The organism is Flagellimonas sp. CMM7 (assembly GCF_021390195.1).
GTDB lineage: Bacteria > Bacteroidota > Bacteroidia > Flavobacteriales > Flavobacteriaceae > Flagellimonas.
Window position 1 is genome coordinate 2,971,067 of record NZ_CP090003.1, and the last position, 25,628, is coordinate 2,996,694.

Annotated in this window: 21 protein-coding genes; 7 read left to right on the plus strand and 14 right to left on the minus strand. The window is 38.9% G+C overall.

Annotated features, from left to right (window positions below; translation table 11 throughout):
* Nucleotides 1-3: 3 nt before the first annotated feature.
* Nucleotides 4-498, minus strand: a complete 495-nt coding sequence (locus tag LV704_RS13505) for a metallophosphoesterase (RefSeq protein WP_163423233.1) — start codon at nt 496-498, stop codon at nt 4-6.
* An 88-nt stretch (nt 499-586) separates the two neighbouring features.
* On the opposite strand from LV704_RS13505, the gene truA reads away from it, so the two are divergent.
* A complete protein-coding gene (gene truA / locus LV704_RS13510) occupies nt 587-1,333 on the plus strand; it encodes a tRNA pseudouridine(38-40) synthase TruA (protein WP_163423232.1) in 747 nt (248 codons plus the stop codon).
* Nucleotides 1,326-3,098 carry an ABC transporter ATP-binding protein gene (locus LV704_RS13515; RefSeq protein ID WP_163423231.1) on the plus strand — a complete coding sequence of 591 codons (1,773 nt, stop codon included), beginning with the start codon at nt 1,326-1,328 and terminating at the stop codon, nt 3,096-3,098. Before truA ends, LV704_RS13515 begins: the two co-directional genes overlap by 8 nt.
* Nucleotide 3,099: 1 nt before the next feature.
* On the opposite strand, the gene LV704_RS13520 is transcribed toward LV704_RS13515, so the two are convergent.
* Genes LV704_RS13520 through folP form a run of 3 tightly spaced genes read right to left on the minus strand, consistent with a single transcriptional unit; the run spans nt 3,100 to nt 5,528 of the window.
* Nucleotides 3,100-3,864: a DUF3667 domain-containing protein gene (locus LV704_RS13520; protein ID WP_163423230.1), complete on the minus strand. Its 765-nt coding sequence runs from the start codon at nt 3,862-3,864 to the stop codon at nt 3,100-3,102.
* Complete coding sequence (cdaA, locus tag LV704_RS13525; protein WP_163423229.1) at nt 3,865-4,650, minus strand: diadenylate cyclase CdaA; 786 nt, start codon at nt 4,648-4,650, stop codon at nt 3,865-3,867. It abuts the gene before it with no gap.
* A gap of 44 nt (nt 4,651-4,694) precedes the next feature.
* Nucleotides 4,695-5,528, minus strand: a complete 834-nt coding sequence (folP, locus tag LV704_RS13530; RefSeq protein ID WP_163423228.1) for a dihydropteroate synthase — start codon at nt 5,526-5,528, stop codon at nt 4,695-4,697.
* A gap of 95 nt (nt 5,529-5,623) precedes the next feature.
* Between folP and LV704_RS13535 the strand changes: the two genes are divergently transcribed.
* From LV704_RS13535 to LV704_RS13555, 5 genes are read left to right on the plus strand one after another with little or no spacing between them, the layout of a single operon-like run.
* Nucleotides 5,624-6,163 (plus strand): DUF1599 domain-containing protein, encoded by a 540-nt coding sequence (locus LV704_RS13535; protein WP_163423227.1) that lies wholly within the window; start codon nt 5,624-5,626, stop codon nt 6,161-6,163.
* The gene (locus tag LV704_RS13540; RefSeq protein ID WP_163423226.1) at nt 6,163-7,257 is read left to right on the plus strand and encodes a BT_3928 family protein; all 1,095 of its coding nucleotides are present in this window, start codon (nt 6,163-6,165) and stop codon (nt 7,255-7,257) included. The genes LV704_RS13535 and LV704_RS13540 overlap by 1 nt, the downstream gene beginning before the upstream one ends.
* Nucleotides 7,258-7,284: 27 nt before the next feature.
* Entirely contained in the window at nt 7,285-8,034 is a 750-nt protein-coding gene (tpiA, locus tag LV704_RS13545) for a triose-phosphate isomerase (RefSeq protein WP_163423225.1), read from the plus strand.
* A gap of 6 nt (nt 8,035-8,040) precedes the next feature.
* Nucleotides 8,041-8,877: a 50S ribosomal protein L11 methyltransferase gene (prmA, locus tag LV704_RS13550; RefSeq protein WP_163423319.1), complete on the plus strand. Its 837-nt coding sequence runs from the start codon at nt 8,041-8,043 to the stop codon at nt 8,875-8,877.
* A gap of 20 nt (nt 8,878-8,897) precedes the next feature.
* Nucleotides 8,898-9,173, plus strand: coding sequence for an ATP-dependent Clp protease adaptor ClpS (locus LV704_RS13555; protein ID WP_163423224.1), 276 nt, complete (start codon nt 8,898-8,900; stop codon nt 9,171-9,173).
* Between the two features lie 30 nt (nt 9,174-9,203).
* On the opposite strand, the gene LV704_RS13560 is transcribed toward LV704_RS13555, so the two are convergent.
* The 10 genes from LV704_RS13560 to LV704_RS13605 all read right to left on the minus strand — a co-directional run bounded on the left by LV704_RS13560 (nt 9,204) and on the right by LV704_RS13605 (nt 25,526).
* Complete coding sequence (locus tag LV704_RS13560; protein WP_163423223.1) at nt 9,204-10,091, minus strand: glycosyl hydrolase family 17 protein; 888 nt, start codon at nt 10,089-10,091, stop codon at nt 9,204-9,206.
* Nucleotides 10,092-10,204: 113 nt separating this feature from the next.
* A complete protein-coding gene (locus LV704_RS13565) occupies nt 10,205-10,819 on the minus strand; it encodes a hypothetical protein (RefSeq protein ID WP_163423222.1) in 615 nt (204 codons plus the stop codon).
* Between the two features lie 47 nt (nt 10,820-10,866).
* A complete protein-coding gene (locus LV704_RS13570; RefSeq protein ID WP_163423221.1) occupies nt 10,867-12,297 on the minus strand; it encodes an MFS transporter in 1,431 nt (476 codons plus the stop codon).
* Between the two features lie 12 nt (nt 12,298-12,309).
* Nucleotides 12,310-13,815 carry a glycoside hydrolase family 30 beta sandwich domain-containing protein gene (locus LV704_RS13575; protein ID WP_163423220.1) on the minus strand — a complete coding sequence of 502 codons (1,506 nt, stop codon included), beginning with the start codon at nt 13,813-13,815 and terminating at the stop codon, nt 12,310-12,312.
* A gap of 1 nt (nt 13,816) precedes the next feature.
* Nucleotides 13,817-15,109, minus strand: coding sequence for a glycosyl hydrolase family 17 protein (locus tag LV704_RS13580; protein WP_163423219.1), 1,293 nt, complete (start codon nt 15,107-15,109; stop codon nt 13,817-13,819).
* A 77-nt stretch (nt 15,110-15,186) separates the two neighbouring features.
* Nucleotides 15,187-17,007, minus strand: coding sequence for a glycoside hydrolase family 3 N-terminal domain-containing protein (locus LV704_RS13585; protein ID WP_205597894.1), 1,821 nt, complete (start codon nt 17,005-17,007; stop codon nt 15,187-15,189).
* A gap of 146 nt (nt 17,008-17,153) precedes the next feature.
* Nucleotides 17,154-20,012, minus strand: coding sequence for a PKD domain-containing protein (locus LV704_RS19980; protein ID WP_163423217.1), 2,859 nt, complete (start codon nt 20,010-20,012; stop codon nt 17,154-17,156).
* Between the two features lie 22 nt (nt 20,013-20,034).
* Nucleotides 20,035-20,871 (minus strand): family 16 glycosylhydrolase, encoded by an 837-nt coding sequence (locus tag LV704_RS13595; protein ID WP_233782042.1) that lies wholly within the window; start codon nt 20,869-20,871, stop codon nt 20,035-20,037.
* A gap of 29 nt (nt 20,872-20,900) precedes the next feature.
* Nucleotides 20,901-22,322 (minus strand): glycosyl hydrolase family 16, encoded by a 1,422-nt coding sequence (locus tag LV704_RS13600; RefSeq protein WP_163423215.1) that lies wholly within the window; start codon nt 22,320-22,322, stop codon nt 20,901-20,903.
* A 12-nt stretch (nt 22,323-22,334) separates the two neighbouring features.
* Nucleotides 22,335-25,526 (minus strand): glycoside hydrolase family 2 TIM barrel-domain containing protein, encoded by a 3,192-nt coding sequence (locus LV704_RS13605; protein WP_163423214.1) that lies wholly within the window; start codon nt 25,524-25,526, stop codon nt 22,335-22,337.
* Between the last annotated feature and the right edge of the window lie 102 nt (nt 25,527-25,628).

Sequence of the window (25,628 nt, forward strand, 5' to 3'; positions counted from 1 at the left end):
GGGTTATCTTTTTTCTAACTCAATCACTTCTAAATCGGATATTTTGTCTCCATCGATCATAAACCTGAGCATGGTTCGTACATGGTGAAATCCATGTTTTCCGCAAGCTCCAGGATTCATGTGCAACAAATCTAATTTTTTGTCACTCATTACCTTTAAAATATGCGAATGGCCACAGATGAATAATTTTGGAGGGTTCGTTTTTATTTCTTCACGTATCCTAACATTGTATTTGTTGGGGTAGCCACCTATATGGGTAATCCATACATCTACTTTTTCGCAAAGAAAACGATTGTGCTCCGGAAACTCTTTCTGTATTACATGGTCATCTATGTTGCCATAAACCCCTCGTAAAGGCTTAATTGCTGCAAGTTTATCCGTTACATCAAGACTTCCAATATCACCGGCATGCCAAATCTCATCAGCCTGTCTTGCGTACTTTAAAATAGCCTCGTCAATGTGTCCATGGGTATCGGAAAGCAATAAAATTCTGGTCATAACGCTAAAAATATGCTAAAAAATAGTGGTTAGATATCTTTTGCGGGGGATTCAAGTATCTTTAATGCCTTAAAATTAAAGAATCCAATTGAGATATTTTATCCGATTTTCTTATTTCGGAAAGGCTTATCATGGATGGCAGAACCAACCAAATGCCATTACAGTTCAAGAAGTGTTGGAAAATGCCCTCTCAACCCTATTGCGAAAAAAAATTGAAGTAGTTGGTGCGGGTAGAACAGATGCAGGTGTTCATGCCAAGGAAATGTTTGCTCATTTTGACTTTGATTTAATTGCAAACAAGGAAGAATTGACCTATCGTCTTAATGCTTTTCTTCCAGATGATGTATCTATTCAAGAAATTGTCCAGGTAAATTTGGATGCACACGCTAGGTTTGATGCTGTTGAGCGTACCTATGAATATTGGATAGTTCAAGAAAAAAACCCTTTTTATTCAGATTCTGCCCATTTTATTAGACAGTCTTTGAATATTGAAGCCATGAACAATGCCGCTTCCTTTTTATTGGAACACACAGATTTTGAATGTTTTTCCAAATCCAATACAGACGTTAAAACGTATAATTGCGATGTTAGGCAAGCGGTTTGGAAAAAAGAAAAAGACAAGTTGATTTTCACTATAAGTGCAGATCGTTTTCTTCGCAACATGGTTAGAGCTGTTGTAGGTACATTACTGGAAGTTGGTACAGCAAAGATGAAACCCGAAGATATCAATACAATAATAATAAGCAAGAATAGGGGAGAAGCAGGAGTTTCTGTCCCTGCAAAAGGATTATATTTGACCAAGGTCTTATACCCAAAAAATATATTTGATGAGTAAGAATGATGAAATAGGAAAAGCTTTTGATTTTGGTCTGTTCAAAAGGATTTTTGCACATACCAAGCCCTATAGAACTATCTTTTGGGTTGTGGCTATCGTTGCCATACTATCTGCTGCTTTTGCTGTTTTAACGCCAATTCTGGTTAGGGATATTATAAATGAGGCTTTGTCCAACAAAGACAGCGATAAACTGGTTTTTGTAGTACTAGCTATGTTAGGGGCACTATTTGGACAGGTATTGTGTCAACTTTCTTTCAATTTTTATGCAAATCTCTTGGGGGAATCGGTCATTAAGGATATTCGTATTAGGCTTTTTCAAAAGATGATGGGCTTTAAAATGACCTATTTTGATAACTCCTCCATTGGTGTTTTGGTCACTAGGGCTGTTGCGGATATGCAACGAATTGGTGAGATTTTTAGCCAAGGTTTTTTTGTTATTGTTGCGGACTTGCTAAAAATGCTTTCTGGAGCGGCGGTAATGATTTACATTAATTGGAAGTTGGCCCTGATTGTTTTTGCTATTTTACCAATAATCCTGATTGCTACACGATTGTTTCAGCAAGCAATGAAAGTTGCTTTTATTGAAGTGCGTGCCCAAGTTTCTAACCTTAACTCCTTTGTGCAAGAAAGAATTGCGGGAATGAAGATCGTTCAACTTTTCAACAGGGAAGAAATTGAAAAAGAGAAATTCAGAAAAATCAATGAAAAACATCAAAATGCTTGGTTAAAAACAGTTTGGTACAATTCCATCTTTTTCCCTATTGCAGAGATTTCCTATTCAATTGGCATTGGTTTGGTGGTTTATTTTGGTGTCATCCAAAACATTGAAAACGTTGGTTTAAATGATACAGGATCCATTTTTGCATTCTTTTTCTTAATGGATTTGTTATTCCGTCCACTTCGCCAGATTGCAGATAAATTCAATACTCTACAAATGGGAATGGTTGCGGCCAACAGAGTATTCAAAATTCTGGATACGGAAAGCCATATTTCTGATGAAGGTACGTTGGAAAACGTTGATGTTAAGGGAAGTATTGAGTTTTCTGATGTTCGTTTTGGTTACGTGGAGAATGAAGAAGTTTTACATGGTATTTCGTTCAATGTTGAAGCAGGGGAGACAGTTGCAATAGTGGGGGCCACGGGTGCCGGAAAATCTACTATTATTAATCTGTTGAATCGCTTTTACGAGATTAATTCTGGAAATATTTTGATTGACGGCCATAACATACGTGACTATTTATTGAAGTCACTTCGCTCTCACATTGCGATTGTACTGCAAGATGTTTTCCTTTTTGCCGATTCAATAGCCAACAATATTTCACTACGTGAAGAATCCGTTGCTTTATCAGAAATTGAAGCAGCGGCCAAGCAAATTGGAGTACATGAATTTATTTCCAGTTTACCAGGAGGCTATCAGTATAATGTAAAGGAACGTGGAACCATGCTTTCCAGTGGCCAAAGGCAATTAATAGCGTTTTTAAGAGCCTACGTGAGCAATCCAAGTATTCTTATTTTGGATGAGGCCACTTCATCCGTAGACACCTACTCAGAGCAGCTGATACAGAAGGCTACCGATAAAATTACTGAAGGAAGAACATCAATTATAATAGCACACCGATTGGCAACCATTAAAAAAGCAGATAAGATTATTGTGATGGATGCTGGAAAAATTGTTGAAACGGGCACTCACCAAGAACTTCTGAAAAATGGAGGATATTATAGTGACTTGTATGAAGCTCAATTTTTGGCTGAAGAAGTTGCCTAGGCTATTTTGGAGCAAGTTTTTCCAATGTTAACTGCCCCGTCATTGTAGTTAATAAGATAATCACAACTCCTAAAGCCAACATTACTAAGGCGAAGAAAATCAAGTAAATAAAACCTCTTGCTAAAGTGCTTAAAAAACCTATTTGGTGTATTCGACTGAGTACAAAAAATTGATATATAAGTATTACCAGAAGGAATATCCAATTGAAAATATCATATCTAACATCAAAAAAACCGAATAAGGGTAAACAAATCAGTATCTGTACAAAAGAGGTTTGCCCCGTAATATAGGCGTTGGCAACCAAATGTTCAGTGTAGTTGAGCTTTTTTTTATCTAAGAATAGGAGCCAGGTCATTAATGCATAAATGGGCATTATGATATAGGAAAGTAACCCTTGATAGTCAAACACAAAATCCATATTTGGTATCTCGGCTTCTGATAAATTGTTGGGTGCCAGTTCCACATCGTATACTTTTCTAAGTACAAAAAATAGGATTCCCGAAAGCGTTATTGCAATAGCGAAATAACTTATGGGATTCATGTATTTTTTTCGTGTTCCTGATATGTACCTTTCAACAACAACTTCTGGCTTAGAGAACAAATGTCTAAACGTTTTAAAAAAGGTGTTGTCCAAGTTGAACACTTGATAGCTTAGATCCTGCCAAACGTTTTTGAAGGACAATCGATTTTTGATGATTTTTGCTCCACAATTTGGACAATAGCTAAAATCCGTCCTTAAGGAATTGTCGCAATTTTTGCAATCCATCTATTCCAAATCTTTTTTGATAAGATCAGTAAGTTCTTCTAGACCTTTATAAGGAACGAACTCGCCATTTTTTATGTAAGAAATCAGACCGGTCTCTTCACTTACCACCAAACAGATAGAATCGGTTTTTTCAGTAATTCCAACCGCAGCACGGTGCCTTAATCCAAAACGCAGGGGAATATCACGGTCGTTGGAAACAGGCAAGATTACCCTGGTAGCTGTAATAAAATTATCCTGAATTATTGCTGCACCATCATGCAAAGGACTGTTCTTATAGAAAATACTCTCTAGAATGGGCTGGGTTATTTCAATATTCATGGTATCTCCAGAAGATCTTACAAAGTCCAAAGAATTGGTGCGTTCAATAACAATAATAGCGCCGGTCTTTGAACTTCCCATTTTTTCGCAAGCTCCAATAACGGCATCTACATTAGTATCTGTGGGCATGGCCTCCTGCTTTAGGAATTTAAAGTGCCGGATAAAATTCCGTTTGGATGCAAAATTAGTGGAACCGATCATCAACAGGAACTTCCTTATTTCTTGCTGAAAAACAATGATCAAGGCAATAAGTCCAATGTTCATGAACCCACCAACCATACTACTGATCATTTTCATCTGCAATAGTTCGGTAAGCTTCCACAGAGCCCAAACAATCACTATACCTATAAAAATATTTATGGCAACGGTACCTTTTACTAATTTGTAGATGTAGTAGAGTAGGGCGGCAACCAATATAATGTCTATGACATCTGTGATTTTAAATTCAAGAAAATTAAGAAAATCCAACCGCGGTGTTTTTGTAAAATTAGCAAAAATAGAAGAACCAAAAATTACTTGGCATTCACATTTAATTCCTGTACAAGTTTAATACATTCCATAGCTTCTTTAACATCATGTGCGCGTAAAATGTTCGCTCCTTTCAATAAGGCGACAGTATGTAAGGCAGAGGTGCCGTTCAAAGCTTCTTTTGGGGAAGATTTTAGAATCTTGTAAATCATGGATTTCCTGCTTAAACCCACTAAAATTGGCACCTCAAAAGTTTTAAACAGGTCTAAGTTGCCAAGGAGCTTATAATTTTGTGCTGTTGTTTTTGCAAACCCGAATCCTGGGTCGATTATAACATCATTGATTTTTTTGGAAGTAGTATCTTTTACTTTTTTTGAAAAATAGATCAGCAAATCTTTGAGCATATCATCATAGGTAGCTTCCTTTTGCATGGATTGCGGAGTCCCTTTTAGGTGCATCATTATATACGGAACTTGACATTCTGCTATTACATTTAGCATATCCCCATCTAAATTCCCTGCCGAAATATCATTTATAATTGCGGCACCCTGCTGTATGCTTTCCAAAGCTACCTTACTTCTAAAAGTGTCTATGGAGATTATGGTTTCTGGAAAGTTGTTAAGTATCAACTCCAAAATGGGGAGCATTCTTTTTAATTCATCATCTTCAGGCACATGTTCTGCACCTGGCCTGGAGCTATAGGCGCCCATATCTATAAACGTTGCTCCATCTGAGAGCATTCTTTCGACTTGTTTAAGAATGGAATGTTCGTCTTTGTACTTTCCACCATCATAAAAGGAATCAGGCGTAAGGTTAAGAATGCCCATTACTTTTGGTGTGCTTAAGTCTATGAGTGCTCCTTTGCAGTTTATGGTCATAAAAAATTCCTGCTTTATTGTGTTTGATTATCTTTGACGAAGTGCTTTAGAGTGCTATTTATTTGGACGAAATTTACGCAAATTAGCAAAAATACATGCAGCAAACCTCCCAACAATATGATGCAGTGATCAATACCTGCAGGGAACTATTTTTAAAAAAGACGCAAGATTACGGTACCGCTTGGCGCATTTTGAGACTTCCCTCGCTGACAGATCAGATTTTTATTAAGGCCCAGCGCATCCGAAGTTTACAGGAAAATGCAGTACGAAAGGTAGATGAAGGGGAGCAGTCCGAATTTATTGGAATAATAAATTATTCCATAATGGCATTGATTCAACTTGAAAAAGGTATTGCAGAGCAACCTGATTTGGATGCTGAAGAAGCTATTCGTCTTTATGATAAAGAAGTTTCTACTACCAAAAGTTTGATGGAAAACAAAAATCATGACTATGGGGAGGCATGGCGAGACATACGTGTAAGTTCGTTAACAGATTTAATTTTACAAAAGTTACTTAGGGTAAAACAAATAGAGGATAATGCCGGAGCTACTTTGGTTAGCGAAGGTATAGATGCCAATTACCAGGATATTATTAATTATGCGGTGTTTGCGTTAATTCATTTAAGCGAGAAATAATGAAGTACTTGGTATGGATTTCTAGAATTATTGTTGGAGTCTTGTTTATAATTAGTGGACTCATAAAATTGAATGACCCTGTTGGTTTTTCTTTTAAGCTTGAAGAATATTTTAGTCAAGGGGTTTTGAATTTGCCTTTTCTAATGCCTTTGGCATTGTCGATTTCCATTTTCGTAGTCATTGTTGAAGTGCTTCTGGGAATACTCTTACTTATTGGTTTCAAACCAAAATTTACGGTTTGGAGCTTATTGTCCATGATAGTGTTCTTTACCTTTTTAACGTTCTATTCGGCCTACTTCAATAAAGTAACGGATTGCGGTTGTTTTGGAGATGCGGTAAAACTAACTCCATGGGAATCTTTTACAAAAGACATTATTTTACTGGTTTTCATACTAATTCTATTTTTTGGAAGAAAACATATCAAATCCATATTTAGTTCCAAAGTCAATTGGATTATTGGAGGAGCATCATTGGTTGCTTGCATTTTGTTTGCCAACCAAGTACTGAATCACCTTCCATCAGTAGATTTTAGGCCTTATAAAATTGGGGCAAATATTCAGGAAGGTATGAGTGTTCCAGATAATGCTCCCAAAGCGGTTTATGAATATGCATGGCGATTTAAAGTAAATGGCGATGACAAGATTGTGGTTACAAACGGAGAATACCCCTCTGTAAATGGTGAGTTTATTGATGTTGAAACTACGGAAATTCAAAAAGGATACGAACCTCCAATCCATGATTTTACTATTGAACAGGACGGACAGGATTTAGCTTCAGAGATTTTGGCAGAGGATAATTTGGTAATGGTCATTGCCTATGATTTGGCCAAAAGCAATAATAATTTTTTCTCTGAAGTTGCTGTAGTTACCGCAAAAGCAAGAGCAAAAGGATATAAGGTTGTGGGTATGTCGGCATCCAGCAATGAAAGAGCGAATAAAGTCAAGCAGAATTATAACTTGGATTTTGACTTTTATTTTACGGATGAGACCACGCTTAAGACCATTGTGCGTTCCAATCCGGCAATACTTGTTTTACGCAAAGGGACAATCATACAAAAAGTACATTATAACGATTTAGATCAACTAAACTTCTAAACATAACACTAAAGAAAAAGCGATAACATGAGAACCAAAATAGTTGCAGGAAATTGGAAAATGAATAAAAACCTAGACGAAACTGAAGTTTTGTTATCAGAACTATCGGCAAAATTACCTGATACTCATGCCGATGTAATTGTAGCCCCAACTTTTGTGAACTTGGTTGCTGCGCAAAGAAACCTGCAATCATCAACAATACAGGTAGCAGCCCAGAACATGCATTTTGCTGAAAATGGTGCCTATACCGGTGAAATTTCCGCAGATATGCTATTGAATATCGAAGTGGATACGGTTATCATTGGACATTCAGAACGCCGATCACTTTTCGGTGAAACAGATGATCTGTTGGCCAAAAAGACAAAAACTGCATTGGAGAAAGGAATGAAGGTTATTTTCTGTTTTGGTGAAGAATTGGAAGATAGGAAATCAGGAAATCATTTTTCTGTTGTGGAAAGCCAGCTAAAAAACGCTCTTTTTAATTTAGATAATGAAGCATGGAGCAAGATTGTTTTGGCTTATGAACCGGTTTGGGCAATTGGTACTGGAGAGACAGCAAGCCCGGAACAAGCCCAAGAAATGCATGCTTTTATAAGAAAAACAATTTCAGAAGCATTTAATGCTTCCGTTGCAGATGGAGTATCCATTTTATATGGTGGTAGCGTAAAACCTGCAAATGCTGAAGAGATATTCTCAAAGCCAGATGTGGATGGCGGTCTTATAGGAGGAGCGTCGTTAAAAGCAGATGATTTTGTTGCCATTATAAAGGCGATTTAATCCTTAATTGTTAGTTTGGTATACCTCGAATACAATTTTAAAATAACCCCTGCCCAACCTGCAACTGATATTTTAATTGCTGAGTTGGGCGAAGCTGGATTTGAGAGTTTTGTGGAGAATGATTCAGGGCTATTGGCGTATGTGCTAAAATCGGATTGGGAGGAAGGAATTTTAAACGATTTGTTCATTTTGCAAAACGGTGATTTTAAAATTACATGGTCCAGTAAAGAGATTGTGCAACAAAACTGGAATGCGGAGTGGGAAAAAAACTTTCATCCCATTAAAGTTGGGGATGAATGCATGGTAAGGGCTCCCTTTCATGATCCGGACAACGTAACATATGATATTGTCATAGAACCTAAAATGAGTTTTGGAACAGGGCATCATGAGACAACCCATATGATGTTACAACATATTTTAGATACAGATTTTGTAGGGAAATCAGTTTTGGATATGGGTTGTGGTACCGGGGTTTTGGCCATTCTTGCTAAAATGAAAGGAGCCAGGTCTGTGGATGCAATTGATATAGATGAATGGTGCTTTTTAAATTCCAAAGAAAACGTTCAACGAAATGACTGTAATGATATTAATGTTTATCAGGGTGATAGCAGTTTGTTAGCTGATAAAAAGTATGATATCATACTTGCTAACATCAACAGAAATATTTTACTTGAGGATATTCCAATTTATGCCAATTGCTTAAATACTGGTGGTATACTTTTCTTAAGTGGCTTTTATCTGGAGGATTTGGATACAATTTCCTCAAAATGTGGTGCATATGGTTTAGAATTTGAAAAAAAACTAGAAAAGAATAATTGGATTTCCACAAAATATGTAAATTAGAATTGATTAATTCCGAAGTTATGGGAATCAAAGAAAAAGTATCAGAAGAACTTCTTTTAGAAGAAGAAACCGTAAAGCAGAGTGAGATTGTGCTTTTTAATGACGAAGTCAATACTTTTGACCATGTTATTGAAACACTAATAGACGTTTGTGATCATACTCCGGAACAGGCGGAGCAATGCTCTTTAATTGTGCATCATAACGGTAAGTGCATCGTAAAGACGGGAGAATATGATGATTTAAAGCCTAGGTGCTCTAAATTACTTCAGGCTGGTCTAAGTGCCGAGATTGTTTAACATATTTAGGAACCAAAAATACAGCTAAGTTTAAAACTTTAGCGCTTCATCTTTGTCCCAAAGTCCCCAATAAGCGCCAACATCACCTTCAGCGCCAACTTTCCAAGATTCATCAAAAGACGAGAAGTAGAATACTTCAATATCATCTTCTTCAGACCATTTTTGAGTGTTCATGAAATATTTTAATGCGTTTTCATGAGAAGGGAAAGCACCTTCTAGACTTGTTCCTTGACTGGGCCATCCGGTTTCAGAAACAATTATCTTTTTGCCATTGGCTACTTTCAACACCCTTTGATACATGTCTTTCATGTACAATAAAGAATAATCCATATCGCAACCTTCCCAAAACGGATAACAATTGGCTAGAATAATATCACAAGCTTCGGTTATTCTTTCACGTTCAGTAAATTCATAATAAGCGTCAACATAACCAACAGGAACATTAGGGGCAGCTTGCTTTACTTGATGCATAAAATCCAATAGTTCATCTTCCGATAAATCTCCCCGTAGCATTACTTCATTACCAACTGCCGCAATATCTACATATCCATCTTTGGCCAATTCAATAAGGTTTTCAATTTCTTGTTTATTTATTTTTGGATCATCACCTAACCAAGCACCTACCATAGTCTTAATTCCAAATTCCCTGGCAATACGTGGAATAGCTTCATTACCTTCCGTACATGAAAAAGAACGAATCCATTTGGTATACGGTTTTATGATTTCCATTCGTCTTCGAATTTGGTCTTCCGTAATCTGATCCCCCGGTTTTTGCCCTTCTATATAAGGACTAAAACATAGTCCATGCATGCCACCTTCTAAAACACGTTTGCATAGGGTTTCTAATTCTTTGGTAGTTTTACCAGCATATTCAAGTGCGGCCAACGCCAAAAACTTTTCTTTTCTAGATGACGACATAATGTTCTGTTATATTGTATAATTAGGTTTATTCAAATTTAGGTTAAAGTTCCCCACTACGTTTTACTAATTCAGGTTTAATTTCTCAATGGATTCATCGTTAGTGGTATGCACTAAAAAACTCCTCTGCAGTTTTTCCTTGTGTAAATCTTAAGGCGCTCCACTTCTTTGGCTCCAGCTGGTATTTCTTCTAGCTTTAAACCCGGATAATCATCGGCTTCTTTCCATCTTTCAATAGTGGAACTAAAAAATGAAGAAGCTGCGGGGTCTGCCTCATAAATAATTAAATCATAAGCCTCTCCCTTATCTCCACCAAAACGAGTAACAACCTGCCATTCGCCTTCTCTTTTATAAGAAGTATTGGTATGATCGGATTGTGGATAATATCTATCATCAGTGGGTCTAACCATTACCCAAATATCTTTTTTATGAGCTTCGGGATAAACTCCCATGGTTAAAATCCTGCAATCCACAGAATCTTTATCTATTGGAGAAACAACTTTTACAGCATTAACGGGTCCGTCAATCTTTAACTTTTTTCCTATGGAGACTTGCTCAATTTGACTATTGTAATTGACTAAATCTGATGAATAACTACCGTAAATCATCATTAAAACACCAAGGACCCCCAGAGGTATTCCTAGTTTAGAACTGCCCCTTTTGCTTGCAATCAGTGCAATTAAGATACATAAAACTCCTATTATTAGTATTACTATTTTGGTTGACATTTTATTGTTTTTTTAGTTATAAAAATTCACTTAACAATGCAACATTGTTATAGCACACCTCTTCTTTCTTCTAATTGAGCTTTAATATCTTTTGCTCTTTCTTCAGACAGGCCGTATTTCCACATAATCCAAATAGCCAAAGCTGCTGTTACTACGGGTATAACTATATCGGCGATTCTTAGCTTTGTTAGAGTATCGACCGACTGAGTGGCTGCGTTACCGTCAAATCCTATTACTTTTAATACTAGGCCCCCTAAAACTAGAGCCAATCCTTGTCCAAGTTTTACAACCCACCAATAAAGTGCGCCAAATGTACCTTCCTTCCTTGGCATTCCATTAACCAATTCATCTAAATCACAAACATCGGCGGTCATGCTCATCATTAGGGTGAATAAACTTCCTAAACCAAATGACATTAAAGGTATTGGAACAAAAGAAAGCCAAATATTATCAGGAGTAAAAGCCCACCACTTCATGGCATATCCAACTATTGAAAGGGCCGTTGAAATGAGAAAAGCATTCTTTTTACCCCATTTTTCAGCCATTTTTGAAACAATTGGAATCACTAAAAATGCTGAAACCAACGCTCCTACAGAACTAAACCAAGCAGGCCAAGTCGAAGTGGCTTCATAACTTCCATTAAAAATATAAAAAACGAAAATAAAAAAACTAAAAGACGCCACGATTTGGTAACCATTGAAGACTAAAAAAGTAGCACCACACAATTTCATAAAAGGTTTATTCTTTACAGCTTCTTTTATACTGATGAATAAATCTTTCAAATTGCTAAATATTGAAGTAAAGGTTAATTTTTTCCTGTTTCCCATATGAGAAGCGTCGATACCTCTGCAAAAAAATGCTGGCAAAAGACCTAGGAGCAAACAAGCTACACCAACATAAATTGCCATAGTTCTTACACCCTCTGCTTGATTGCTAAAAATATCGGGGTCGGCAATAATGACCCAAAACCAAGGCACAATTACCCAAGCCAATAGACCAACTGTTTGTGAAAATGCCATTAAGCGTGTACGTTCATTATAATCAGAAGTCATTTCATAGCCTAAACCAACCAATGGTGTGGCAAACATGGTATTTCCAATAAGAAAAACCATGGACATAATTAGAAAGTACCAAAAATTATAGTCCGAAGAATTGTTTTCATCAAGTTGCCAAAGCAGCACAAAAGTAATGGCGCTTAAAATACCTCCAACCAAAATATATGGTCTCCTTCGACCCCATTTTGAACTTGTGTTATCAGAAATAAAACCCATGATCGGATCGGTGATTGCATCAAAAAAGCGTGGCAATCCTCCTAGAAGTCCAGCTAAAAATGGATCCATTCCAAAAGCAGTTAGTAGGAAGAACATAAAGAAGCCTAATGCTCCAGGGTATAAGTTCAAAACCAAATGACCTGCACCGAATGCTGCTTTTTGTCCAAAAGGGACTCTATCTTTTTTGGCTGTTTTTACAATTGACATAATGATCGTGTTTTAGTTAGTTTTATTCGGTTTTTTTACCACCACGGTTTGTATGGCCTGAGCACTTATTTGAATTGTGCTAGAGCTTTCACCCAGTGATAGTTGTATTTGCTTTGATTCTAGCCCTTGGTTTAATAGGATTACAGCAATTGACCCATCTGGATTTTGTGCTGCTGTAACCATTAAAGAATCATCAGAATTTTCAAATCCTATGCGCATCGCGCCCGGTCGTATATATTTACTAAAATGGGCTAGGGTGTAGTAGATTGGCGTAAAGTATATTTCGTCCTTTTCTGGATCTACAATTACGGGAGCTACGCACCAGTTTTTGAACCAGTTAGGACCTCCTTGTGTGTCTAGCACCATGTTCCAATCTATCCAACCATCTACCCAATTATTAAGACAACCAATAATGTCACGGGCGTATCTGTAGACAGGGGCGTATTTTGGATGAAGGTATTTTTCATGTTCTGGAGCCCAATCCCATCCCCAGTCCGTTGCTTCTTTAGACCAATACCATTGATCATCTTTCCATTTAGGAACTTCTGCATCAACACATGCTTCCGATTGTATTAGGTGTTTTGTGGGAGCAGCATTATGCGCAAATTGTAAGGACTCGGGAAACCAATCATAGGTGCTTGCATACCAATGTATTGCGGTTCCATCAAAGTACTTGGAAGAGGCTTCATCCTGGAACATAACCTTCACCCATTCTTCTAACTCTTCACCCCGATTTTGATCATAACCCAATATTTTTACATCATGTCCATCGGTTTCTAACTTAGGACCTAAATGATATTTTACAAAATCTGTCATTTCTTGGGGGCTGTAATGCATGCTCTCCCAATTATTATTGTTGCCCAGTGGTTCGTTTTCTACCGTAAAGCCCCAAATATCAATATCTTCAAGCTTATAGGCATCTATGTATTTGGAAAAGAATAAAGCCCAAGTGTCATAGTATTCCGGTAATAATTTACCACCGCGCCAGTCGTTGTTGTCCTTCATCCATGGTGGCGCAGACCAGGGAGAAGCCAATATTTTAAAGCCATCTTTGGACGCATCCATGGCCTCTTTAATAAATGGAATAATATCATCTCGATCTTCATCAATAGAGAAGTGCTTTAATTCTTTATCTCTTTCAACGGGGGCATAAGAGTAATTACTTACTGAGAAGTCGCAAGAGTTCATGTGAGTCCTTGTCAGAGAGTATTGGGCTCCATCGTTTCCAAAGTAAGCATCGATGATTTTTTTGCGATTTTCTTTGCTCAATTGATTCAACAAATAAGCAGAAGCTTCGGTAAATGAACCACCAAACCCTGTAATGCTCTGAAATTTTTGCTCTGGCAGCAGCTTTATTTGAGAAGCAATTCCTTCTCGAGCTATTTCGGTTATGGGACTTAACTTATTTCCATCTGCTGAAGTTTCATAAACTTCAACTTCTAATTTATTCTCTACGGTACAAGCACTGAGTATTACGGTCAAGGTCAATGTGATATTTAATTTGTTAAACGTTCTCATCTTAATGCATAATAGCTTGTTCTTTTTTGGTGGGAGGAACCAAAACATCTTTCATCAAAGCATCTTTATCTCCTTTGTATGTTTTGGTGATGGGATTACCATTTCTGGTTAATCCACTAAAAGTCCCTTTGTCAACCAAATCCCACAAGGCGTATTTTGCTTGTCCATCTATGGTGATCAAGCCAAAGTGATTTTCAGAACCATGTACGTTTTGAGCATCTTTCCATTGCTCATTAAAAGCTTCAAAATAAAAACAGGATATACCTTCTGTATTGGTCCAATTGCGCATATGGTTGTAATATGCTGCTTCTTTGTATTCATCTGTTGCTTTTGAGCCAGTTGGTCCATAATGACCGTTGGAGACCGTTGCCCAACCCGTCTCGCCAATGTGAATGGGTTTGTCTACACCAACACTTTTTGCATAATCTGATACTGCTTTATACTGAGACATGGCAAATTCTTTTGCGCGAAGCATGGCAGCATCAATTTTTTCAATATCTGAAAGCTGTTCTTCTTCTTCAGGTATACCCCAAAACTCTGGATTGTAGTGTGAGTTGTGATAGGCGTAGGTATGCATTGAGATATAGTCTACCGCCCTAATCAAGTTTTCAAGATCTTCAGTATGATAGCTTTCATCTCCACCTCCCCAAGAGGCAAAATCATCGGAACTGGTAATCCATAAATCTTTTGGTAGTTCTCCAATTTTCTTTAACCCTTGAAGATGATTTACCCATTTTAAGATAACACTGGGCTGTACATAATAACTGGTCGCCCATTTTACCATAGCTTCATTGCCTACAGCTATGATTTTTACAATATCTGGATATTGATTTGCCAATGCTACAGCTCTGGCAATTTCACCTTCGTTTTGTTCGCTTTCTACATCATGATCTGGCGCTTCCCCTGTCCAGGCATTTTTGCAGTCTATCCATGCGCCCAACATTACATACATTTCAAAGTTTGAATCCTCAATCTTCAATTCACCAATGGCTTTTAATAAATTGGAGGCCTGTTGAAGCTGAACGTTATACGTTCTTAAGACTTTAATGCCCATTGCGGATAGTATCTTCAAATCATCTTTAAGCTCATTAATTGTAGGTTGAACGTCGCGTGTTGCTTCTCTATAACCTCCATATGATATGGCCAAGTAATCAGGATTTCCTAGAATATCTTTAGCTGTCACTTCTTTTATTGTTTGGGGTTGATTTTCTTCTGTTTTGGATGATCTCTCTTTACAGGAATGGCTTACTGTTAAAACCATTGCCGCAGCTATTATTTTTACTATTGATTTCATAGCATTGTTGTTTGCTTTTTTTCTAATTGTTCTCTATGAATCTAGATGCTTCATTTGTTCTTTTTTTTGAAATATCATTATCGTAAACCAAATCCATATGAAAACAGAGGTGTAATGGAATCATCCCAAAAATTTGGACCATATTTTCCTTTATAATCCTCTTCTGACTTTGGCCAAGAATGCGGTAATTTTCCTTTGAAGCTGTAATCTCCAAATAACACCTCGGCAACTCCTCCTCCTTCAGATCCTATAAGCCAAGCTGCAATGAATGCATCTGATTGTTCAATTTGTTTGGTGGTAACCAATGGACGACCGGAAATGAGTAATACCACTGTAGGTACACCTTTATTTGTGTAGTTGCTGACATAATTCTGGTGAGCTTCGGTCAATGTTATTTCATACGCATCTATCTCACCACCAATATCCCCAAAAGATTCAGCATAAGGGGTTTCACCAACAACAATGATCGCAATATCCGCATCATCATGATTTCCTGTAGCATCAGCATCATAAACAACATTGCCCTTCGCCATTTTTTTTATTCCTTGTAGAATGGTCGTGGCGCCTGCATAGTTTTCTGTGGAACCTTGCCAGTTTATGGTCCAACCTCCAGATTGTAAACCAGAATTATTGGCGTGTTCACCAACTACAACAATCTTATTCAAGTTCTTATCTAGCGGAAGCGTGTTTTTGTTGTTTTTTAGCAAGACCAACGACTCTCTAACAGCTTGTCTTGCAACATCCCTATGTTCTTGAATTCCTATTTTTTCTATTAATGTTGAATCGGGAAAAGGGTTTTCGAAAAGACCTAGCCTATATTTTTGTCGCAAGACACGACGCACAGCATCATCAATTCGATTTTGCGATACATAACCACTTTCAATACCACTTTTTAATCCTTCAAGATACATATCCAAGTCGCCTTCCACGGCCATTATCACATCTACACCAGCATTGATAACATCATTCTCGCCAAACCGTGAATACCCTTTCCAATCAGACACCATGATGCCATCAAACTTCATGGCACCTTTAAGCATGTCCGTAATTAGTTTTTTATGGGCATGCATTGGTTTGCCAGACATAGAATTGAATGACGCCATTACGGAACCAACTCCTTCATCAACAGCAACAATGTAAGGAGGTAACAATCGTTCTTGCACTTGCTGAGAGTTTAAAGAAGCTTCGCCACCTTCAACCCCAGAATCCGTGGCACCATCACCAATAAAGTGCTTAGCCGTTGCCATTACCGTATGCTTGTCTAAAAGATTCCCTTGAAGCCCTTTAACAGAAGCTCTTGTCAATACTTCGGTTAACTTGGTGCTTTCAGAGAAAGCTTCATAAACTCTGCCCCATTTCTCATTGTATGGTATAGCTATACAAGGTGAGAAAACCCAGGTAAAACCTGTTGCTTGTGCTTCTATTGCTGTTATTCTGGCGGCTTGCTCTACAAGCTCTGCGTTTCTGGTAGCCCCTAGACCAATGTTATGTGGAAAAATTGTGGCTCCTTCATAAGTGTTTTGACCATGTATTGCATCGACACCAAATAATAATGGAATTCCCAATCTAGTGGACAGTGCTAGCTCCTGTAACTTTGTGAATTTGGCTTGCCATTCGGCAGCGCCATTACCAGGTAAAGGTCCTTGAGTGTGAATAACTGAACCAATAAATTTATTGGCAATATCACTCTCGTCAGAAAGATCATCAAAATGCCTAACCTGTGTCATCTGACCAATTTTTTCTTCCATGGTCATTAATGCCAATAAGGAATCTATTTTTTGTTCTATAATGATATCAGCGCTATTCTCTTTGTCCATCTGCTGTTCTTTACAAGATGATAAGCAGCAGATACCAATTATCAGTAGTTTGATATTAATGGCTAAAGATTTTAAACTCATCTTAAACTGCTTCTTTGACTTGACGGTAACCTTTGTGGTTAAATCAGTGTTTTATTCTCTATGGAATCCAACTTTATTAAAAAAGGCTAGCAAAAAAAATTGCTTGATGCTAGCCTTTTTTCTCTATTCATAGTTGGAATGCTTTTTTATTCAAGAATTACATCGTCTATATAATAAGTTTCTGTAGTACTTGTTGGGTCATTTCCAGGGTCAAAATCAGGAATTATAACAATAGCGTTATAAATATTTGGATTAAAGCCTGGGTCACCTGATGTAACAGCATTAAAATCAAAAGTTAATTCTACCCATTCATTTGCATTGGTTACGGATTGGTCTATACTAAAATTAGGACCATCAGGTCTTGTTTGTAGCTCAAACCGAAATACTACATTTGGTTTTGTAGAATACACCTTCACCTTAAATGTTCTTGTTGTGGTCAAATCCAATGGCGTAGCAAAAACGTTTTCCATGCCTCCATAAAACTCTGTTCCTGAAGGCTTGTTAAATGTGTAAACGTTAGCTGAAGTATTGATTCCCCCTGAAACGGTATTAGAAGTAATAGAACCGTTGACACTTGCTGGCTCAAAAACACCTCCAAACTCTTCTCCACCTTCAAAATCTGCTGGGAGCGAAGACAATGGTGTAGGACCACTAACAGGCGTACCATAGACCATAAGATCATCGAAATAGTACGTACTGCCATCGGCCACGTTGAAGTTGAAGAAAATCACCATCTTATCGAACTGTGGCGTCGGTGTCGCATCAAAATCAAAGGTCAGTTCTTCCCAATCGTTGGTGACACTCGTGGTCGCCAGAACCTCCGCAAAGTTGCCGGAATTGCCGATCTCTTCCAATTTCAGCAATACTGGGGTATTCGGAACAGGGGACCAAACCTTCATTCTTAAACCTTCGACCGCGTTAAAGTCCAACTTGGCGGCCAGATCGATTTGGATATTATCGAATGGGGAATTGTTTGCCCTTACCACTTGACCTACTTTACACGAGGTGTTCACCGGACCGTCAAAGTCTGGGTTATCAATCCATGTGAAAGAAGCATTGTCCTCTATCACGGCAGGTGTGTTGGTCTGCCAGGTAATGTTCAAATCTGCAGCAGCTGTGGATTCTCCGGTTTCGGGAACACAAGCACCCCCGCTAGGTGTACCATAGACCATCAGATCATCAAAATAGTAGGTACTGCCATCGGCCACGTTGAAGTTGAAGAAGATCACCATCTTATCGAACTGTGGCGTAGGTGTGGAAGGAAAATCGAAAGTAAGTTCTTCCCAATCACTCGTTACACTGGTTGTAGCTGTTACTTCAACAAAGTTGCCAGAATTCCCGATCTCTTCCAATTTTAGCAATATTGGGGTATTCGGAACTGGTGACCAAACCTTCATCTTTAATCCCTCGACCGCGTTAAAGTCCAACTTAGCGGCAAGGTCGATTTGAATGTTGTCGAACGGGGAATTGTTTGCCCTTACCACTTGACCTACTTTACACGAGGTGTTCACCGGACCGTCAAAGTCTGGGTTATCAATCCATGTGAAAGAAGCATTGTCCTCTATCACGGCCGGTGTGTTGGTCTGCCAGGTAATGTTCAAATCTGCAGCAGCTATGGATTCTTCGGTTTCGGGGGTACAGGTTCCGCCACCACCTGGGGTGCCATAGACCATCAGATCATCAAAATAGTAGGTACTGCCATCGGCCACGTTGAAGTTGAAGAAGATCACCATCTTATCGAACTGTGGCGTAGGTGTGGAAGGAAAATCGAAAGTAAGTTCTTCCCAATCACTCGTTACACTGGTTGTAGCTGTTACTTCAACAAAGTTGCCAGAATTCCCGATCTCTTCCAATTTCAATAAAATTGGGGTGTTGGGAACAGGGGACCATACTTTCATTCGTAGTCCCTCAACTGCATTGAAGTCGAATTTATCGGCCAAATCGATTTGAAGGTTGTCAAATGGAGAGTTGTTGGCCCTTGTTACCTGTCCAACTTTGCATGAGGTGTTCACCGGACCGTCAAAGTCAGGATTGTCCACCCAAGCAAAAGTTACATTATCCTCTGTCACGGCGGGTGTATTGGTCTGCCAGGTGATGTTCAGGTCTGTTGCGGAAATAGATTCTTCCGTTTCCGCTGTGCAGGTTCCATTGCCGATACCGGCTCCTATCTGTTCAATGTTATCTACAAAGAAAGTACCCTCAACTCCTGGGTTTGTATTGAAGCCAATGAACAATATCAATTTACCGTATTGACCATCTGGAACAATAGGTTGGCCGTTTTGGGAATCACCTTCAATAAAGCTGGCTACTGCATCAGTGGCAAAGTCAAAACTTAAAGTTTCCCACCCTGAACCGGTATGGGTAGCCCCGACCTCTGCATCACGCGCTCCATCTGCACCATCCTCAAACTTGATCAAAACAGCAATTTCTGTGGATGCGAATAACTCCAATTGAATAGTCTTGTTAGCACCACTAAAGTCCACTGCTGGTCCTAAAGGGAATTGCACATTTTGGAATTGACCACCACCGGTTACCATTTGTCCAACATTGGTGTCGTTTCCATTGCCATTTTCGGGGTTAGTCTCTACTGTAAATCCAATGTTGTCACCTACAATGATATCATAATCCACATCGGTGCCATCAAAATCAATGGGCAATGTGAGCGGCGTAGGTGGATCAGGTATTGAAATAGTCAGTTCATCTTCAAAAGTACTTGAAGCGCCAGCAACATTAGATGCTGTAAGCGTTACAGTATATGTACCGGAAGTATAGGTTTTTATAGGATTTATCTCAGTAGATGAAGTGCCATCTCCAAAGTCCCATAGATAGGTTCTAGCTTTTTCTGAGATATTAAGAAATGTTACCGTACCGGTATCTTCATTAAGAGTAAAAGAGAAACTCGAAATAACTTCCGGTAGTAAAGCGTCATCTTCTTCACATCCTAAAAAGGATATGGCCAAGATTAATATTGAAATTATCTTGATATTTTTGAGTAATAGTTTCATTGTCTTTTTCGTTTTAGTTAGTTTAATCAGCGTTATTTTTATATACCCTTATGTAGTCCACTATCATGGTTTGAGGAAATTCGGTTTCAGCATTTGGTGAGCCTACAAAAGTGCCTCCGACTGCAAGGTTCATTAGAATGTAGAATGGTTTGTTAAAAACCCAAGGTCCTGTTACATCCTCTGGCGTAATCTGATTGTACAATACATCATCTACATAAAAGTTTACATATTCAGGGCCCCATTCAACACCAAAAATGTGGAAGCCGGTATCAAAGCGATCGTTCTGTAAAGTATATTCTTTGGATATGGCTTCTCCGCCGGAGTATCCTGGCCCATGTACACTACCTATTAATACGGTAGGGTTTTGCCCTCTATACTCCATGATATCGATTTCCCCGGCTCCTGGCCATGGATTTTCGTCTATGTCAGCACCAAGCATCCAAAAAGCAGGCCAGATACCTTGTCCAAAAGGTAAACGGATACGCGCTTCAAAACGACCATACTGTTGCTCAAATTTATCTTTTGTCAATAACCTTGCGGATGTATATTCAGAACCTTGAAAAGATTCTTGTTGTGCAGTAATCAACAGTACCCCATTTTGTATGGTTATATTTTCTGGACGGTCTGTGTAGTATTGTAATTCTTGGTTGCCCCATCCATCTATACCATTACCAATATCGAAGCCCCAAACTTGGTCGTTGGGTGCACCATCGTTGTCAAAATTCTCGTCTAAAACTAAATTTGTAAATGTAGCCACTGTCTGTGTTTCATCTGTTTCACAACCGGAGACGCTCATTACAATTACCCCAAGGCATGTTAGCGCTACCGATTGTATTGTTTTAATTTGCATATATTTCATAATCATTTTTTTCGATTTTCAAGAGCCAATTATTCCGTGTAGAAGTAAATGTTGTCAAATAGGAAGTTTGGTCCTCCTGTAAGTATAAGTGCACCCAAGTTGTTTTTCTGGGTAGCAAGGTCACCCCCCAAGGGTACCTCGAACGATGTCCATTGACCAACGGTGAATCCTGTCAGGTCAAACCTAAAATCCACATCATCACCCTGTGGTAAACCATTGTCGGTATTGGTCTCTAACTCCTGGTTGCCCCCAATATCCCTAATTTGAATCCCGACCTCAACTCCGGCGCTCTGCACATAAACATCTACATGCAAAAATGTTAGTCCTGAGGCATCTACTGTATTTTCGAATACAATACCAGTAAAATTATTATTGGTATAGGCCAACACAAAGTCGTCATTATTGTTGGTAATGGATGTTTCTGTGGTAGACCCTCCAAATCCAGGAGCAAAATTGCTATTGGTATCCGGTGTATATGCTTCGCTGAAAATTGATTTTACGTTGGCTGCTGGCCGTGCTGGGGGCGGAGCAAAAGCTAAACTACCGGCAGAAGTAACTTCCAGAGATCCGTCTGCCAATACTCCTCCCAATAAAGCTGTTATTTCTGCAGTTCCCTCACCTACAACAGATACTTCACCTAATTCACTCACTCTGGCAACTTCAATATCTGAAGAGCTAAAATTGAAATAAGATGGTGCTGCTATAACGGTTTGGTTGACACCAGTATCCAAGTTAAAAGTTTGTGTAAGACCGTTTACTATAAGATTAGAACCAGTAAAGGCTTGTTGTACAACATCCATCCCGTTTAAAATAGCAGGACTTGGTTGAGCCAAAGTGCCCAATTTTTCAAACCGCAACTCATCAATCCAAAAAGTAAACCCAAAACCATTGGTAGTTTGTGTCCCCGCCGAGAAAAAAAACATTCCCCTTTCCTGTACCAATTTTGATGGATCTGGAATAGGAATGATAACTTTTCGCCAATCGGTGGATAAGCGTATGTTCTGGGCGGTTACCGCAAATTTGTTTTGACCAAAATCAGTTCCAAAGCCTACTTCCCCTATGGTAGCGGTAGTAGAACCTTTAACATAGAAGGTCAAGGCATCAAAACCTGTTAAATCTCTACCGAGGCCACGATCCAGGAAAATACCTCCAATAAATCCTCCATCGGGGTCATCTGGAGCCGGCACATCAATTCGTATGGAAGATGACCCATCAAAAGCCACGTTATCATCAGTACCAAAGCCTTCGGGATTAGCACCTTCATTTGGATCAAAAGAATCAAAGAATTCATCCGTAAGTCCTACAGGAGCATCTGTAAAAATATCCCCATTAGCAGAAAATGTGGCAAATTCCACATCATCTGAAAATTCTCTTTCACAACTGCTGAAAAGAGCAATGCCCAAAGTCAGAAGAAGTATAAAATGTATGTTAGTATATTTTTTATTTTTCATTTTTCAATCTTTTTATTTCCCGATATTGATATGTACGTAAGTCATAATCTCCCACTCGTTACCATTACCAAATCCAACTGGACTTATAATAGGTTCTTGTGAAAAAGTGTTGGGCGGTACCGCGTTTGGTAAATAACGTGGTGAAAACTCATTTAATGACCTCCATGTACCACGGATTCCTATTTGTGTACTTGGCAAAATAAACCAGTCTGGTTTGCCAAGGGTAGTAGAGATATCCAGCATCAATTGTACTGGGTATGTTAAGTTAAAATCTCGATGGTAATCAAAAGGTCCCCAATCGTTAATTTTTTGGGTATACTGTACTTTCCAGTTGTTATAAATCATTCTTACATCTCCACCAAAACGCTTTATCAATCGTTCACTGTCTCCATTAGCTTGCCCGTTGCCATAGTAGAAATTTCCAATTAGACCGAAATCCGAACCAAGTTTGGATACCATTCTAGAATGGACTTCCCATAAATCTTCAGCGGGAACCGAATTTGGGAAAGCAAAGAAGGACCTGTCGGCGTTGAAACCGATATATGAATCAACTGTTGTAGGAAGGTGGCGGTATACAAAACCAAGATTCATTGCGAATTTGGCATCCTCTGATCTGTCGTTATCCCACTCGTACATCCAAGTACCTGGGGTAGGGTCGAAAGTTAAGAGAATCTCACCGGCAGTTGTCTCTCTGTTACCTCGAACGGAAAAGGGATCATCAAGATTGTTCCTTAGGCGTCCTGGGGCTTGTACATCTTGAGGCATGGCATCCACCAATGGTTTTTGCCACATGAAATTAGGAGCAATCTGAAAATTTCCTGCTGCGATGGTAAATCCAGAGAATACACTGGTTACGTTACCACTCCCTGTATCCCTTAATTTCCAACCGGTAAAGGTCATGGTTTGATCGGCGCCACCATTGGCAATTAAACCCATAGCTGCCGCTTGACCGTACCAATTGAATTTTCCACCTTCATAGGTGACCTTAACTTTACCACCCCAGTTATCGTTTGCCTGAATTCGATCTTCAAAAACGACATAGTTTCCAGGAGTACCTCTAACATCTTGAAATGAAGTGCCGTTCAATGGGCTTCCTGCCCAAATTCCTCCCATCATAATTCCAAATTTGCCGAACTCCCTTTCAATAGCCAATGTGGCCCTTTCGGTCGGCCAAAATGGGATTACACCACTTCGTACTTGATTTGCATCCAAGACCCGACGTCCATTTTCATCAAAAACCAGATTGGTTTCAAAGTCTCTATGGTAAATACCGGTAACATCAAACTTCCCAATATGTTTTTTGTACTTGAAAAGCATGGTAGGATTTGCGCCCCACCATAATTGAGGACCAATAGCGGCCTTTAGTCCTTTTAAAGGGCCCTTACCGTCAATTTCCATTCCTAATATTTCACCATTGTAAATATCTAGGTTAGGGCCATAGTTGGCTTCTGGATACAATCCGAAAAAGTCACCTTCATAACCCCAATGATAATGACCTGTTCTATAGAAACCTTTTAAATCAAATTCTTTAGCATTCCATTCAAACTCTGCTTGATATACCCGAATTCTATTTACATCCGAAACAATTACGTCCCCTTGGTCAGTACTCACATCAATAGGACGGGAGTTATTCTCATAAAAAATCTCATTGATTGGGTTTCGCGCCACATTACCAACAACATTCATATTTACCTCTGCCCTCATGTTAGGTGCAGGGTTTCCTTCTACTCCAATAAAATACGACTGCATGTGATCGAACCCTAACTGATTTGGAAAGGTGTTTGGGTCGTCCGGGTCAGGAGTATCCGGTGTCGTAATTAAACTACCTCCTGTACTGAAGGTTGAGAACTTTGCTTGAAGGTTGCTGATGCGAAGCAGATTACTTTGCTCTCCATTTAATGCTGCTTTGTCACCCCGTGCCTTAAGCACAGCATCCATTAACTGTATGTTCTTAAAATGATTGTTTACAAAATCCAGATTTACACCTTCTTCATATGGATTTAATTGATGCGCATCCTTTAATGCGTAATACGCTGCGCGTGGATAAAGGTCGTATAGACCTCTAGGGTTGGTAGCACCTTTGGCACAAATTCCAAACCATTCCTCGTTCATGTTATTTGCTCCTGGGGCGGCGAGGTCTCTCGCATATCCACCATTGGACCAAGAAGCATTGTTGTCATGTACATCGGCATTTTTTCTATCATCAAAACCGAATTTCCACCAACCATCACTAAATTGGAAAGTGAAACCACCAATTGAATTGTCGGCTTTTCCTAGACCCGCCGCATTTTGATAGATCTCTTTCCAGTTTTCTACCATATAGTATGCCTGCGAATATTGATCTTCTTTGTTTTCTATAGCATTGAAAGCATCAGCTCCAAACTCTGTAAACATTACGGGTTTGTTGAGTTTTTCTTTTACGACTTTGAACATATCTCCGAAAGAAGCTCCCCGATAGGTGTTGGTTCCATAGATATCCACATCTTTACATTCTTCTGCAACGATATCAATGAACAGCACGTCACCATTACAAATGGCGACTGGGTGCGAAGAATCCATAGCCTTCATTTTTTTTGCAGCTTCATTCATCAATCGATACATAGGTCTTCCTCGACTTTCACCTATAAAATTTATTCGTCCTTCATCGTCTGGAAAATCTTCTGTTTCCGCTCCTGCCCAGAATAACCCATAGTTGTTTTCATTACCTAATAGGTAAAGAAGAAGTCCAGGAGTGTCCTTATAACCATTTACCAACTCTTCCATTTCAGTCATTAAAAACTCTGAAGTAGTAGGGTCGTCATAAATAGTTACAGGGGTCCAAACGCCATTCAATGTAAGGCCATAGCGTCCAAAAGAATGGTTGAGCATTGTATAGATGCCATAGTTTTCGTAGATATACTGTATCCATTTTGCAGGGACACCTGTATATTGACGAATAACGTTGACACCCATGTTCTTTAACAGGGACATTTCTGTGTCCAGTCCCGCTTTGATAATGTCATCTGGTTTTTTCCAGAATGCAGCGTTAACTGTGTTGGTGCCAATTGGAATGTAATCCCAATTCATCCCATTCATCATAAAATCCTTTCCATTGACCACCAATTTCATTCCCTCATCATTGCTTACAACAGAAACCTTATCGGCTTGGGCGTAGATACCAGTTGTAAACAATAGGAGCAGTAATCTCAGTAAATTGTTTTTCATAGTAATGTTTAGTTTTAGTTTGATGTTCGCTAAAAAGAAAATGATATATGCTGTTTCAGTGAAACAAAAATTTTGAAGAGTTGGGGAACTTTCTGTTTTTTG

Bases quoted from the DNA above. Each gene is read 5' to 3' on its own strand.
- LV704_RS13570 (WP_163423221.1), bottom strand. From the start codon at position 12,297: ATGTCAATTGTAAAAACAGCCAAAAAAGATAGAGTCCCTTTTGGACAA.
- LV704_RS19980 (WP_163423217.1), bottom strand. From the start codon at position 20,012: ATGAAACTATTACTCAAAAATATCAAGATAATTTCAATATTAATCTTG.
- folP (WP_163423228.1), bottom strand. From the start codon at position 5,528: ATGACCATAAACTGCAAAGGAGCACTCATAGACTTAAGCACACCAAAA.
- LV704_RS13580 (WP_163423219.1), bottom strand. From the start codon at position 15,109: ATGAAATCAATAGTAAAAATAATAGCTGCGGCAATGGTTTTAACAGTA.
- LV704_RS13535 (WP_163423227.1), top strand. From the start codon at position 5,624: ATGCAGCAAACCTCCCAACAATATGATGCAGTGATCAATACCTGCAGG.
- LV704_RS13560 (WP_163423223.1), bottom strand. From the start codon at position 10,091: ATGTCGTCATCTAGAAAAGAAAAGTTTTTGGCGTTGGCCGCACTTGAA.
- LV704_RS13565 (WP_163423222.1), bottom strand. From the start codon at position 10,819: ATGTCAACCAAAATAGTAATACTAATAATAGGAGTTTTATGTATCTTA.
- tpiA (WP_163423225.1), top strand. From the start codon at position 7,285: ATGAGAACCAAAATAGTTGCAGGAAATTGGAAAATGAATAAAAACCTA.
- LV704_RS13555 (WP_163423224.1), top strand. From the start codon at position 8,898: ATGGGAATCAAAGAAAAAGTATCAGAAGAACTTCTTTTAGAAGAAGAA.
- LV704_RS13540 (WP_163423226.1), top strand. From the start codon at position 6,163: ATGAAGTACTTGGTATGGATTTCTAGAATTATTGTTGGAGTCTTGTTT.
- LV704_RS13585 (WP_205597894.1), bottom strand. From the start codon at position 17,007: ATGAGTTTAAAATCTTTAGCCATTAATATCAAACTACTGATAATTGGT.
- LV704_RS13505 (WP_163423233.1), bottom strand. From the start codon at position 498: ATGACCAGAATTTTATTGCTTTCCGATACCCATGGACACATTGACGAG.
- LV704_RS13600 (WP_163423215.1), bottom strand. From the start codon at position 22,322: ATGAAAAATAAAAAATATACTAACATACATTTTATACTTCTTCTGACT.
- LV704_RS13575 (WP_163423220.1), bottom strand. From the start codon at position 13,815: ATGAGAACGTTTAACAAATTAAATATCACATTGACCTTGACCGTAATA.
- LV704_RS13605 (WP_163423214.1), bottom strand. From the start codon at position 25,526: ATGAAAAACAATTTACTGAGATTACTGCTCCTATTGTTTACAACTGGT.
- LV704_RS13520 (WP_163423230.1), bottom strand. From the start codon at position 3,864: ATGGATTGCAAAAATTGCGACAATTCCTTAAGGACGGATTTTAGCTAT.
- LV704_RS13515 (WP_163423231.1), top strand. From the start codon at position 1,326: ATGAGTAAGAATGATGAAATAGGAAAAGCTTTTGATTTTGGTCTGTTC.
- LV704_RS13595 (WP_233782042.1), bottom strand. From the start codon at position 20,871: ATGAAATATATGCAAATTAAAACAATACAATCGGTAGCGCTAACATGC.